Source organism: Winogradskyella sp. (assembly GCF_025210595.1).
Lineage (GTDB): Bacteria > Bacteroidota > Bacteroidia > Flavobacteriales > Flavobacteriaceae > Winogradskyella.
Window position 1 is genome coordinate 33,276 of sequence record NZ_JAOARH010000044.1, and the last position, 14,841, is coordinate 48,116.

Annotated in this window: 10 protein-coding genes; 2 read left to right on the forward strand and 8 right to left on the reverse strand. The window is 30.9% G+C overall.

What is annotated here, in order from left to right; all coding sequences use genetic code 11:
* Nucleotide 1 precedes the first annotated feature (1 nt).
* The 3 genes from N4A42_RS04670 to N4A42_RS04680 all read right to left on the reverse strand — a co-directional run bounded on the left by N4A42_RS04670 (nucleotide 2) and on the right by N4A42_RS04680 (nucleotide 3,690).
* A complete protein-coding gene (locus N4A42_RS04670) occupies nucleotides 2-1,063 on the reverse strand; it encodes a glycosyltransferase family 4 protein (protein WP_294070593.1) in 1,062 nt (353 codons plus the stop codon).
* On the reverse strand, nucleotides 1,060-2,403 hold the full coding sequence (gene murJ, locus N4A42_RS04675; RefSeq protein ID WP_294070596.1) for a murein biosynthesis integral membrane protein MurJ: 1,344 nt from the start codon (nucleotides 2,401-2,403) through the stop codon (nucleotides 1,060-1,062). Before murJ ends, N4A42_RS04670 begins: the two co-directional genes overlap by 4 nt.
* A gap of 180 nt (nucleotides 2,404-2,583) precedes the next feature.
* Entirely contained in the window at nucleotides 2,584-3,690 is a 1,107-nt protein-coding gene (locus N4A42_RS04680; RefSeq protein ID WP_294070599.1) for an acyltransferase, read from the reverse strand.
* A gap of 261 nt (nucleotides 3,691-3,951) precedes the next feature.
* Here N4A42_RS04680 and N4A42_RS04685 point away from each other — a divergent pair, with 261 nt between their 5' ends.
* Together N4A42_RS04685 and N4A42_RS04690 are read left to right on the forward strand one after the other, a co-directional pair.
* On the forward strand, nucleotides 3,952-5,613 hold the full coding sequence (locus N4A42_RS04685; protein ID WP_294070602.1) for a hypothetical protein: 1,662 nt from the start codon (nucleotides 3,952-3,954) through the stop codon (nucleotides 5,611-5,613).
* Between the two features lie 213 nt (nucleotides 5,614-5,826).
* A complete protein-coding gene (locus tag N4A42_RS04690; protein ID WP_294070605.1) occupies nucleotides 5,827-9,684 on the forward strand; it encodes an Ig-like domain-containing protein in 3,858 nt (1,285 codons plus the stop codon).
* 90 nt (nucleotides 9,685-9,774) lie between these two features.
* Here N4A42_RS04690 and N4A42_RS04695 read toward each other — a convergent pair whose 3' ends face one another.
* From N4A42_RS04695 to N4A42_RS04715, 5 genes are all read right to left on the reverse strand, one after another.
* On the reverse strand, nucleotides 9,775-11,154 hold the full coding sequence (locus tag N4A42_RS04695) for a nucleotide sugar dehydrogenase (RefSeq protein ID WP_294070608.1): 1,380 nt from the start codon (nucleotides 11,152-11,154) through the stop codon (nucleotides 9,775-9,777).
* 112 nt (nucleotides 11,155-11,266) lie between these two features.
* Complete coding sequence (locus N4A42_RS04700; RefSeq protein WP_294070611.1) at nucleotides 11,267-12,289, reverse strand: NAD-dependent epimerase; 1,023 nt, start codon at nucleotides 12,287-12,289, stop codon at nucleotides 11,267-11,269.
* Nucleotides 12,290-12,370: 81 nt separating this feature from the next.
* On the reverse strand, nucleotides 12,371-12,748 hold the full coding sequence (locus N4A42_RS04705; protein ID WP_294070614.1) for a hypothetical protein: 378 nt from the start codon (nucleotides 12,746-12,748) through the stop codon (nucleotides 12,371-12,373).
* A gap of 14 nt (nucleotides 12,749-12,762) precedes the next feature.
* The gene (locus tag N4A42_RS04710) at nucleotides 12,763-13,962 is read right to left on the reverse strand and encodes an alanine dehydrogenase (RefSeq protein ID WP_294070617.1); all 1,200 of its coding nucleotides are present in this window, start codon (nucleotides 13,960-13,962) and stop codon (nucleotides 12,763-12,765) included.
* Between the two features lie 108 nt (nucleotides 13,963-14,070).
* A complete protein-coding gene (locus N4A42_RS04715; protein ID WP_294070620.1) occupies nucleotides 14,071-14,622 on the reverse strand; it encodes a hypothetical protein in 552 nt (183 codons plus the stop codon).
* Nucleotides 14,623-14,841: the final 219 nt, after the last annotated feature.

The window sequence follows — 14,841 nt, forward strand, 5'->3', positions numbered from 1 at the left end:
ATTAAAAGCTTTTTATAATTTTCATATACCTATCATATATTGAGGATATATCATACCTGTCTAACGATTCTGTGGCAGATTTTGCTAATTTATTTCTTTTATCTGGGTTATTAATAAGGTCCTCTAATTTTAGAGACATTTCTTCAATATTTTGATCTTCAACTAAAATTCCGTTTGTTTCATTTTCAATAATTTCAGACGGACCAGTTTTGCAATCGTAAGAAATACAGACCAAACCTTGAGACATAGCTTCTATAAGCACCATTGGTAATCCTTCCCAACGAGACGTCATAATGTAAATATCCGATTTTTTCATTATATCAGATACCTCTGTTGAAAATCCAGTAAATATAACTTTGTCTTGTATATTATGCTCATCTACAAGTGCCTTTAAAAAGTTAGTTCCTTTGGTTCCACCACCTACCAACTTAAGTTTCCAATCCTTGTGTTTCTTTAGGATAGGTGCTATTAATTTAATAAGATTATCAAATCCTTTATGGTGATATCTATTTAAAGCTCCAACAGCTAAAATGATTTTATCTCTTTTTCTTATTTCTTCTTCATAGATATCAAACGTGCATGGATTTGGCATTACATAAGTGTCTACACCTAATTTATCGTAGTGAATTTTATCAAAATGAGTTAATACGGTTAGTTTATTGGCTAATCTATAAAAATATTTTCTTGTCATTCGCCCTATACGATCAGTCTCTTTCAGGTGATTGTTATGCTCAGATGCAATAACCTTTATCCTATACAGCTTGCTAACTAGTATACCTATTAAGTTAGTCTGTATCATAAATGAAATAAGCACATCTGGTCTGTTTTTCTTTTTAGAATAGTACTTTGTAAGATTAACCAAACTCCTTACCATATGATTCTTAATCTTTCCGCCATGTAATCTTGCTCTTGTAATTTCTGGATCTGGCTTCCATATCTCAGGTTCGTTAAAAGTTATTATCGTAACATCATGCCCTTGTTTTTTAAAAAAGTTTGCAAGTAAAACAAGAACTCTTTCCGCTCCACCTGGAACTAAAGAATTGACTAGAAAATCAATTTTCATAAACTTAATTTTTTAAATTGTTTATAAGTAAAACCAAAATAGAAAAAACTACTAATAATTAATACCAATGTTGTGCTAAATGCCAGTCCATAAACATCATAGTATTTTATTAATATTATGTTTAAAATAACATTGACTACTAAATTGAGTAGTGACACCCAAGCCATAAATTTATTTTTATTTATGCTTGTTAAGAATTTAACTATTATTCTGGTACACAAATAAAAAGGTACATTAATGAGAAGAATTTGCTGAATTCTAGATACCTTAATAGTATCTTCTGCAGTAAATTCATCACGTTCTAACCACAATTCTATAATTGAATCAGAGAATAAGATAAGAATGACTACTACTATAATACCTGAGAAAAAAATTATTTTTAAGGTCTTAAAAAGATGGCTGTATGCCATTTTTAAGTCTTCATTAACTAGTCTAGAAAAATGTGGTAAAAGAACGCTTCCAAATGCCATAATAACAATTGTGACACCAAAAGCAGGAAACCTATTGCCGTAATTTAAAGCAGCAATAGAGCCTATAGCTAGTTGACCAGCAAAAAACTGATCGATAAAATTATTCATAGCAGATAAAAAACTTGAAGAAATTTTAGGCGGCAACTGATTCACCATTTCCCAAGAGTTTTTGTTCATTACCGGCTTGCCTATGTATATAACTTTATGGTGTAATCCAAATAATAGAATAAATATAAAACTAATGATACTCCCAAAGAGACTACCATAAGCCAGAACCATATCTCCAAAGTAAGACTTGAAGTACAACAAGCATAAAATTACAGTAAGGATAGGGAAGACACCTTGAATTGTTGACACCAAAAATTTATTACTAATTTCTAAAAGACCAGATATAACAGATGTAAATCCCCATAATGCTAAACAAGGTAAAATGATGAAAAGTTGCTTTTTTACTTGTAAATAATATTCTACGGATTTGTTAGGAAACACCTCTTCAAGAAATAAATCAATAACAAAATATGCTAAAAGTGTTGAGAATAGAGCTACAGCAAATGCCATTAAAAAAACGATACTCTGAAAACCAGCAATGTTACCCTTATTCTTTAACTCTACAATGTAATTTGGAATAAACAGGTTTGTTAATGAGTTAAGAAATACACTTTGAATAAAAGAGGGTATAAGTAAGGCAACTAAAAATGTATCTAGATCGAATCCTAAACCAAATTTACTGGCAATAATTGTTTCTTTATAAAAGGCCAAAACCTTTATAAAAAGTGTAACTAAGGCTACAATAATTACATTTCTTACTAAAGGACTTTTTAGCTTTGAAACTAAACTAGAAATTAATGATTTTATATTTATAGAAGCCATTTCTGTTTATTTGTAAGCTATTTGATTTTTCTTTAAGTGTTATAGTTATATGAGAATTATCTAAAATATATGTTGTCTAAAAATTGATAATGATGTTAATTACCGTTTTAGGATTTAAGGTATTTAATTTCTTAATTGAAATATTGATTTGGAGTTTATGCATCTTATAATTTTTAACTCTTAGTTTGCAGGCTTTGTCTTTAATCTTATATTATTTAAAACTTTGCTACTTGTTAGCTTGTTTCTTATTGATTTACTTAGAGGTTTTTCAATGAATTTATGAATTAAAAAGGAAGCAAATATCATAAGAATCAAAACTATGCTAATCAATAACCACTTATTTATTGATTTTCCTAGTGTATTAAATATTATGAAACCTATATTTTGATGTATTAAATACAAAGGATACGTTAGTATTCCGAAATAGTAAAATATTCTTTTATTTAAAAACAACAATTTACCATAGCTTATTAAAAACATGATGATAAAAAATACTGTAATAAGAATAGCAACCACATTCTCATCGTATGCGTTATCATATCTTAGATTTCTATCTTGTACTTTACCTACAGCGTATAATATTGCAACTATATATGAAATAAGTATTGGAATTATATTGAAAATTGATCTTTTTCCAGTTTTGATTAAAAAGAAAAACATTCCTGCAACAAAGTATGCACTATACTTTGCAAAGGTTACATAGTAAATAACTTTTAGTAATATAGGTGCATTCTTAAATGGAACTATTAATTGAGCAATAGCGAAGAATAGTAAAATGTATGCAAAAAGTTTGATATGCTTCATTAATCTAAACAGTAATATCAAACCAATTAGTATATAAAATTTAAGTTCTATTAATAATGACCAATACACCCCATCTACATATTCAACTCCAAAAAAGCCATTTAACATTGTTAGATTAAATAAAACCTGTGGTAAGGTTATTTTAAAAATATTTCCATCAAAGAAATAAATTATTAACGCTGTCAAAATTACGCAGAACCAATAAGCTGGATATAATCTTGTTATCCTTGAAACCATAAAGTCTATAAAACTAGATTTCCTTATGGACAAAAGAATTACAAAACCACTTATTATAAAAAACAAGTCAACTCCTAAGTAACCATATTTAGAAAAGCTTTCTAACTCTGGGAATTGTAAAATTGAGAAATTATCCTTTGCATAGCCTCTATATCCATAATGATATAGTACAACATATAGAGCAGCAAAAAAACGAATTAAATCTAAATGATATAATCTGTTTTTCTTTTCTTTTTTTGAATCCATAAGCAGGCTAATGTTTTGAGCTGTAAATATGCACAAAAGACAATTAAATGCCATTTTTTTAGGTTGACATTATGGATATATTCGTTTATGTAATAAAATTAGTTAATCTTAATTGTTTTTTTGCTACTTATTTCTTGTTATTTCATCGCTTTATAAAAAGAAAGTGTTTGATAATTTTTTTTTATATAATTAAATTATCGCATATTTGGACTTCTTCAATTTTGATAATTACAAAAGCTTTTACCTCAATACTTTATTATAATGATGAATCGTAAATTAAAAATCGGATTATTAATAGACAGTGACAATATTCCTAATTGGGCATATAAAATGCTAGAAATATTAAACTCTTCTGATTATGCCGAAATATCCCTAATAATAAAGAATGGTAGCTCTAGTAATAACAAGTCTAAGTTCAGAACAATTTATGAACTGAGAAAAAAACTAGTATGGATTTTATATAACAAATTAGATTCTAAATTATTTAAAGTAACACCAGATGCATTTAAGTCTAAAAGAGTAAAAGATCTGGTTAGTTGTGATGAAATAGTTGTTGTTCCTAAACAGAAAAAGTTTAGTGATTATATTATAGAAGATGATATTGCTGAAATAAAAAAATATGATCTAGATGTATTAATAAGATTAGGATTTAGAATATTACGAGGAGATATCCTAAAAATAGCTAGATATGGTATTTGGTCATACCATCATGGTGACAATACTGTAAACAGAGGAGGGCCAGCAGGCACTTGGGAGGTATTTGAAAATTGGGATGTAACAGGTGTAATACTACAGATTTTATCTGAAGATTTGGATGGTGGATTAAAGTTGTCAGATTCATTTAGTGCAACAGAAAAATTAAGTATCAAACGAAATAAAAACAAATATTATTGGAAGGCGTTAAATATGATGCCTAGAAAATTAAAGGAGTTACATGCGCTAAGTCCAGATGAGTTCTTTAGTAGTTTAGATAAGTCAGAAGATCTAGATTTTTATAGTAATAGATTGTTTTTAACACCAACAAATTCTCAAGTCCTAAAGGCTATGGCAGTTATTGCCTTAAGAAAGATTAATTCTCTCGTCTATAATTCATTCTATTTTAATCAATGGATACTACTTTTTAAATTCAATTCTAAACAAGAATGGTCTAAATCATTTTTTAGATTTAAAAAGATAGTACCTCCTAAGGATAGATTTTGGGCAGATCCATTTATTGTTGAAAAAGATGATAAGTATTATCTTTATATTGAAGAGTTAATATATAAAGAAGGTTTAGGTAAAATATCTGTAATGGAATTAGACCAAAAAGGTAATTATACTAAGCCAAAAACCATTATAGAAAACGATTACCATATGTCTTACCCCTTTATTATAGAAGAAGATGGTAAGTTATATTTGATTCCCGAGACAGCCGCAAACAATAGTGTGGATATTTATGAATGTATTGAATTCCCTTATAATTGGCGCTTTAAGCAAACACTTATGAAAGGAATTCAAGCTTTAGATTCCACTATACTAAAACATGATAACAAGTATTGGTTATTTTGTAATATAAAAGAAAATAATGGTGCTTCGTCTCTTGACGAATTATTTTTATTTTATTCAGATAGTTTGTTTACCAATGAGTGGATAAGTCATCCTAAGAACCCAATAGTTTCTGATGTTAGAAGATCTCGTCCTGCTGGTAACATATTTAGAGACGAACAAGATAATTTATATAGACCTTCACAAGACTGTGCAAAAAGGTACGGACACAGTATGAAAATTAATAAAATAGAAGTGTTAACAACTAATGATTATTCAGAGAAAACTGTAAATAGTATTTTACCAAACTGGGATAAAAAATTACTTGCATGTCATTCCATTAATAAGCAAAGTAAACTTACAATTATTGATGGCCTTTTAAAAAGACGACGTTTTTGATAACATGTTAATAAAAGTTTATTAGCCTGACGTCCAATAGCCTACTTCTTGTCGTATATTGTGCAAATAAATTAGATTAATAGCGCATTAGTAGGTTTGTACTTACAAACTTAATCTTTTTATCGAATAGTTTAGCTTTTTGACGTTAAATGTTATTCTGTTAGATATATTTGGATTTACAATAACCTACTTAGATTTTAAATTACCCCAAAAATGAAAGAACTAAGAGCACGAACCTTATATGGATTAAATTTTGCACTCCTTTTTATATTATTAACATTTAGTTTTCAGAATACTTTCGCCCAACAGTTAGCATTTCCATCCGCTAAAGGTGCAGGTGCTTATGCAACAGGTGGCCGTGGAGGACAAGTAATACATGTAACAACATTAGATTGGGATGCGCCAGGTGGACTAAAAGAAGCTATTCAAACACAAGGAACTAGGACTATAGTTTTTGATGTGAGTGGTGAAATCGACGCTACCCAAGAAGGTGCTTTTGCAGTAGTAATCAATGGCAGTAATTACGATAATTTAACTATTGCAGGTCAAACAGCACCTAATGGTGGTATTACTATTAAAACGTCTTATTTAATGTTTCAGGATGTGGATAATGTTATTGTAAGGCATATTAGATTTAGAAATGAAGGTATTGTTATTCAAGTGGGCACAAGCCAATATTTACCTGATAGCTTTAAATATTTAGGAGGTAACAATATAATTTTTGACCATTGTACGTTTAGCCATGGAATGGATCAATCAGCTACTTGGGGAAATACTTCTGGAGTAATGGGAAATGTTACGATTCAAAACTGTTTTTTTCAAGATAGTAAAACAGGAAGTATTTTAGGAGTTGACGAAGTTGATGGTGATTTTACTTTTATAAATAATGTTTATAGTGGCATTTCCCACAGATTTCCTAATCCTAAAGGTAATGGGCAATACGATATCATAAATAATGTTGTATATAACTGGAGAACTAGATTAATAAGAATTACTCATGAAGGAACTTATAATGTAATGAATAATTATTATAAACCTTCAGTAGGCGGTCTTAGAAGCAACGCATGGTATGGTGATGGAGTTATATCTGCTAATACTTTACAAAAGCTTCAGGCAAAAATAAATAAAAATCCTTTAATTTATACTTCTGGAAACATAGTGACAGGTCAAAGAGAGACACCCCTAAGTGATGATAGAGACATGTGGGTTTATTTTACTGCAAGTGACGCTCCGTATACTCCTAATACACCTGTTGGTGATCAGTTTTTTACAAGTACTCAATTTCCTTTAATTGGCGAAGCCTTTACGATAGAGACTGCTAACGATGCTTATAATAATATTGTTGTAAATGGAAATTTAGGTGCTTATAAAACACTTAATTCAGATGGTACTGTAAACATCTATAGAGATACCAAAGATACTGCAGACTTAAACATGATTATTAATGATACTTATAATGGTTCTTTTTTTGATGATATAAGCAGTATACCACACCCTACAATTCCAACTAGTGCTAGACCATCTGGATATGATACAGATAATGATGGTATGCCAGATACTTGGGAAACCGCAAATGGTTTAAATCCAAATGTAGCAGATAATAATGGTAATGATTTAGATGCAGGTTATACTAATTTAGAAGTATTTTTAAATCAAGTAGATGGGGAAATTGTTCCAGTTGAAGAGCCTGAAATTATTTTATTAGGTGATGAAGTAGTTGATATTATTGTAAATAGTGTTGCTTATACTGATGAAGGTGCTACTGCGTTTGACCAACAGGATGGAGATATTACTTCAAGTATAGTTGTTGGTGGTGACGTCGTTGATAATACTAGTATTGGTACCTATGTGATAACATATAATGTAAATGACAGTGAAGGTAATGCTGCTGAAGAGGTTACAAGAATAGTAAATGTTAGCCCAGAAGTTAATGTTACTAGTGTTTTGGTAACGCCACAAACAGTTACTACTAACGTTAATGAAACATTAACTTTAAATGTTGAGATTCTACCTAATAATGCTACTGATCAAACGGGTTTTTGGTCAAGTTCTGATGATACTATTGCAACAGTTGACGAAAATACTGGTCTTGTAACCGCAATCTCAGAAGGGGTAGTTAATATTACTTTCACATCTAATGATGGTGGCTTTACAGATAGTTCAATTATAACTGTTGAGTCATTACTATTACCATTACCTCCAGTACTTGTTAGTGCGATTCTCAGTGGTGATGATTATATTTTAACATTTGAATTAGATACAGGTAGTTTAGAACCACAAGGTGGATTCGATACGATAATAAATGAAGTCGATCAAAACGATAATGCTACTGCTACAAATTATACAAGAATAATCACAGGATTAGATACATCGATAAATCAAACTTTTCAAATAGAGGCAAGATATACACAGTTTGCAGAAGGAGAAATACCTAACCGTTTTCTTAGAAGTAATCAGATAACGGTTTTGTCAGGAGCGTTCGCAGCGAACGCTGGACCAAATCAAACTATTTGCCAAGGGGAGTCTGTTTTGCTCTCTGCATCTGGTGGGCAAACCTATTTATGGAATAATGGTGAAACTACAACTTCAATAGAAGTTAGTCCAACAGTTACAACTACATACACGGTTATTGCATTTGATGGCTTTGGGAATAGTGATGATGATATTGTTACTGTGTTCGTGAATGACTTACCTATTGCTGAAGCTGGTGAAGACCAAACAATTTGTGAGGGTGATTCTACAATACTCATTGCTAGTGGTGGAGATGAATACTTGTGGAGTACTGGAGAAACCACACCTTCAATCCCTGTTTCACCAATTACTGACACAATATATACCGTAGAAGTAATATCAAATGGTTGTTCAAGTACAGATGAGGTGATTGTAACAGTTAATAGCTTACCAACATTAACGATAACTGAAGATTTATCTATTGTTGAAGGTGAAAGTGTACAACTGACTGTTTTTGGTGCAGATACATACCTGTGGAGTACTGGAGAAGCAAGTGATACAATTGTTGTAACGCCTAATTCCACTACGACTTATACCGTTTTAGGAACAAATCTAACATGTACAGCCGAAGCACAGGTAACTGTAACAGTAGAAGAGCTTTTGGTTGTGTCTGCTGGGCAAGATGAGAATGTTTGTGAAAATTCAGGTTATGAAGTAGTGTTAACATCTAGTCCAGGGGATAGTTATTTGTGGAGCACAGGGGAGACTACTCAGAGTATTACAGTAAGCCCTTTATCAACAACAACATATGATGTAACAGTTACTCAAGGTGTTCAAGTTGATTCTGATGAAGTAACAGTTTTTGTAAATCCTAATCCAGATGTTGTTATTTTAAATGGTGAAAGTGTTAACATTATGAATGGTGATTTTGTAACGTTATCAGCTTCTGGTGCAAATACCTATGAGTGGAATAATGGTGCGTCTCAACCAAATGTAGCAGTTAGTCCCTCTCAAACAACAGCTTATGAGGTAAGAGGGTATATAGGTGATTGCTATGATGAAAAGCAAGTTGTTGTGAATGTTATTCCTGAAGTTATTGCAGATGCAGGCGAAGATGAAGAAATTTGCATAGGGGATATGATAACTTTAACTGCTAGTGGAGGAGATGGATCTGAATATGAATATGTTTGGAGTACAGGTGAGACTACTCAGTCTATTCAAGTGTCACCAACAGAAACCACAGAGTATACAGTAACCGTTTTCAGTTCTTTAATAGATGATTTTGATGAAGATTCTGTAACTATTTTTGTTGAAACAGATTGTAGTGATGATGGAGTAGAAGAGCCAATAGATGGTACAGCTCTTGATTTTAGTTTTGCAGTCTATCCTAACCCTGCAGCAGATTATGTTGATATAAAACTTGCTGGTAGTGATCGACTAACTAATTTATACTTGTATGATATCACAGGTAAGATTATTCAAGAGAAAAGAGTAGAAAATGAAAGTCTTAATGTGTCTTCTACAACAAGATTAGATATAAGTAGTTTGAAACCTGGCATTTATTTGATAAAAATGTCTGATGCTGAAAGAGAATTATATAGCAGATTAATTGTGAGATAAGACAGTTTCAACAAGTGTATATAACCTAAAAGCCTATTAAATCTTTATTCAAAATTCAATAGGCTTTTAGAGAAATATATTGTTAAGTTTTTATTTGCCTATAGAAGAATATTCAAACCCAATCTCAGCCATTTCATCTTTATTAAGAATGTTTCTTCCATCAAAAATGAATGCTGGTTTTTTCATTAAGTCGTAAACTTTTTTCCAATCGTAAGTTTTAAATTCATCCCATTCTGTCATAATAGCAACAGCATGTGCGTCTTTTATAGCATCATACGGATTGTCAAAAGTTTCAACTAATTCTTTATTTTCATCTTCAGAACGAGTAGCTAAATAATCTAAATCTCCATATACTTTTTTAGAAGGTACTTTAGGATCATAAACTGCAATATTAGCTTGTTCGTTTAATAAATGATCTGCAACATATATTGCGGCAGATTCTCTTGTGTCGTTAGTGTCTTTTTTAAATGCCCAGCCAAGCATTGCAATTTTCTTACCAGATACGGTATTGTATAAGGTACTTATTAAATTATCTGAAAATCTTCTTTTTTGATGATCATTTAACGTGATAACCTGTTCCCAATAATCAGCCACTTCATTTAGACCATAACTTCTGGCTATATAAACTAAGTTTAAAATGTCTTTTTGAAAACAAGATCCACCAAAACCAATTGAGGCATTTAAAAACTTTGGTCCAATTCTTGAGTCCATACCAATGGCTTTTGCAACTTCACTAACATTAGCTTCAGTTTTTTCGCATAACTCAGAAATAGCATTAATAGAAGATATACGCTGTGCTAAAAAGGCATTTGCTGTGAGTTTTGACAACTCAGAAGACCAAACATTTGTTCTTAGAATTTGATCCTGAGATACCCAACTTCCATAAATATTTGCTAAAGCTTCTATGGCTTCTTCAGATTCACCTCCAATTAAAACTCTATCTGGACTTAACAAATCTTCAATAGCTGTGCCTTCAGCTAAAAATTCTGGGTTAGATAAAATATCAAATTTAACACCACTTCCTGTGTTATGAAGTATGCTTTTTATAGCTTTAGCTGTTCTAACAGGTAAAGTAGATTTTTCTACCACGATTTTATCTGTAGTAGCAACTTCGGCGATATTTCTTGCACAAAGTTCTACATACTTTAAATCTGCAGCCATACCTTTTCCTTTACCATAGGTTTTGGTTGGTGTATTTACAGAGATAAAAATCATTTCAGACTCATCAATTGCTTTATTAATTTCTGTGGTAAAGTGTAGATTTTTCCCTCTAGTTTCTTTAACTATTTCAGCTAAACCAGGTTCATATATTGGTAAATTAGAAAGATCTTCATCGTTCCAAGCAGCTATACGATCTTCGTTAATATCTACAATAGTAACTTGTATATTTGGATTCATTTTAGCGATTACAGCCATAGTAGGCCCACCTACATATCCTGCGCCAATGCAACAAATTTTTGAAATTTTCATATTATATTTTAATGTGTTTGATTTGGGGTGTTTTATATCACAAATATGTGAGATTTATTTAAGTATTTACAAATATATATAAACGACTTGTTTTTAGATATAAAGTGCTTAACTATTTGTTATAATATTCTTTATACCATTTTACAAATGACTTTACACCTTCTTGAATAGGTGTATTTGGTCTGTAGTCATAATCCTTAATTAACTCATCAACATCAGCCCATGTTTTTTCAACATCTCCAGGTTGTATAGGCATCATGTTTTTTTCGGCATCTTTGTTTAAGTTAACTTCTATTTCTTTTATGAAATCTAGTAATTTAACAGAGTTGTTGTTTCCTATGTTATAGACTTTATATAGCATTTGTTTATCTAGACGTTCTTGAGTTGGTTTTTCGCAGATACGAACGACACCTTCAACAATATCATCAATATATGTAAAATCTCTTTCCATTTTACCATGATTAAAAACCTTAATAGGTCTATCATTTACTATAGCATCTGTAAACAAAAACATAGCCATATCTGGTCTTCCCCAAGGTCCATATACTGTAAAAAATCTCAGACCAGTTGTAGGAATATTAAAGAGATGACTATATGTGTGTGCCATTAATTCATTACTCTTTTTTGTTGCTGCATATAAACTAATAGGATGGTCTACATTATCATCAGTTGAAAATGGAATTTTTTCATTAAGTCCGTAAACACTAGAGCTACTGGCATAAACTAAATGTTTAATATTATGGTGTCTACAACACTCAAGAATATTTAAAAAGCCAACTAAATTAGAATCTATGTATGTTTCAGGATTTTCTAAGCTATATCTTACACCAGCTTGTGCTGCTAAATTACATACAACGTCGAATTTTTCTTGTTCAAAAAGTTTAGGAAGCGCTTCGCGATTTTCAAGATTCATTCTTACAAAAGAAAACTTATCAATTGTACTTTTACATAGTACATCAAAATTTTCTGCTTCATTTGTGTTAATTCCTAACTCTTTTAATCTTGAAAATTTAAGATTAACATCATAATAATCATTAATATTATCTAAGCCAACAACTTCGTGTCCTTTTTCTAGTAAAACTTTTGAAGTAAAAAAGCCAATGAATCCTGCTGCTCCAGTTACAAGTATTTTCATTTATTTGATAGATTTAAGTTTAAAAATCAAATATTTAAATTAAAATTTAAGAATTGATATTTATACTACGAAAATGTAATTTTATTCGTTGATGTAACGCATGGACAATATTTTAGCAATAGAATCACAATTTTCAACATTAAGTTCAATGTCTAAATCTTTATAAATGTTATCTATATGATAAATTTTGCAAGATTTCAGTTTTGTTTTGCTTTTTGAAAAATCTACATTTCCGTATTTTATGAGATTTATAATTGTAGTTGAGTCTAATGAATTCTTGTTTATGAATTCTGAAGCTTCATTAGAATAGGTTATAGGCTTAGAGCTTATATTTTTAACTGTTCTTGCGTTTGGAGTATAATCGCATGAAGCCTCTTTACCATTCAAAAAAAACATTAATATTATGAGTCCGATTGCAAAGCCACCAAGATAATAGGCCAAGCGTTGAGTAAATTTCATGTATATATATTAAATTAGAAAATTAATAAATTGGCATCATTGTAATCTAAACCAAACCATTCAGAAACGGATTTGTTTGTTAAAATACCGTGGTAAAAATACAACCCATTTTTTAATCCTCTATCAAAACGTAAAGCATTTTCTAATCCACCATGTTCGCCAATATGTAATAAATATGGTGTAAATATATTACTAATAGATACTGAAGCAGTTCTAGAGTATCTTGCTGGGATATTAGGAACACAATAATGAGTTACACCTTTGTATTCAAAAGTTGGATGATCGTGTGTCGTAATTTCACTAGTTTCAAAGCAACCTCCCATATCTATACTCACATCTATTATAACTGAACCTGGTTTCATGTGTTCTACCATAGTTTCTGTTATCACTATAGGAGATCGATTTGTTCCTCGTACTGCGCCAATGGCAACATCGCAACGTTTTAAAGCTTTAAGAAGGTTTTTAGGCTGCATTGTAGAGGTATAAACTGTTCTACCTAGATTGTTTTGTACGCATCGCAATTTAGTAATGGAGCTGTCAAATACTTTTACATTAGCACCAAGACCAATAGCAGAACGTGCTGCAAATTCACCAACAGTACCTGCTCCAAGAATAAGAACTTCGGTTGGTGGAACTCCATTGATGTTTCCCATCATTAGTCCGTTACCACCATTAACATTAGATAAAAGCTCAGAGGCAATTAAAATTGATGCAGTACCAGCAATTTCACTAAGCGAACGTACCGCAGGATATGCACCATCATCATCCTTAATATACTCAAAAGCTAGAGCAGTAATACGCTTTTTAGCTAAAGCTTCAAAGTAGGCTTTGCTTTGTGTTTTAATCTGCAATGCAGAAATTAATATGGTTTGTGGATTAATGAGTGAAATTTCGTCTAAAGACGGTGGCTCTACTTTTAATATCATAGGGCAGGAGTAGACTTTAGAAGTGTCTTTAGTTACTTCTGCACCAGCTTCACTATAATCTTTATCTTTAAAATTAGCACCTTCACCAGCACCAGATTCAAATAAAACACGATGACCATTGGCTGTTAATGCAGAAACAGCATCTGGTGTTAAACAAACACGTCTTTCTTGAAAATGTGTTTCTTTAGGAATACCAATAAAAAGTTCGCCTTTTTGTTTAAGAATCTCTAAAGTTTCTTCTTGTGGTAATAATTGGGCTTTAGTAAATGGTGATAAAGACTTACTCATTAAAAATAGTTAATTGATTTAGTAACTGCAAGATAATAAATCACTAGCTTGATTACTAAATTAGCTAACTTCAAATTACGAATAATATCTTAATAAATTTAATAGAACCTAAAAATACTGCTTTACTTTTCCCCAAATAGTTTTAGGTTTCATCATAAATTCTTCTTCTAATTCCTCCATGGTTTTATCGTGATCATTTATCCTATAAAACATTTTAGCTCTTATTAAATAAATTGATGGAAAAATAATAGCCATAATTGGAAGAAGATAAATAATATGAAGTACATCCATATATAGTTCTTGGCTTAACGCACTAACAACTTGAAAAGTAAACATAGCTATAGGTACAATTAACGCATGATACCACCAATGTTTACAGGTGAAGAACCAAACAATTGTTAATAATAATGGGACGACTTTCATCATTAGAACCCAAATACCTGTACTTGCGTCTTCAAAATGGTTGCTTTCATAAGTAAAAAGAAAAGTTTCCCAAACCTTAGCTTCAGGAACATATTCATATAGATAAAATAAAAAGGGAGTAGCAGCAACAATCGTTGCTATTAAACTCCCATTTATAACTTTTCTGTTGTAACGTTTCTTATCCGTTCTTAAGTTTTTTGATTCTATCTTTTCTAACTTCTGTTGTAGTCTGTCCATCTAGGTCAATAATATTAGTTGCTTGTACAGTAAACAACATTCCTCCAAAGATAGCAACCGCTAGTACTAATTTTTTTGCTTTCATAATTTAAGGGATTTAATTAATTAATTTAATACAAATGTATAGCGCATACATAGGCTGTAAAAATCAATTGGTGTTAAAATCCAAGAAATTTTAAGATTTCTGTTACGGTTTTTCCGTAATTCTAGTACTTCTTT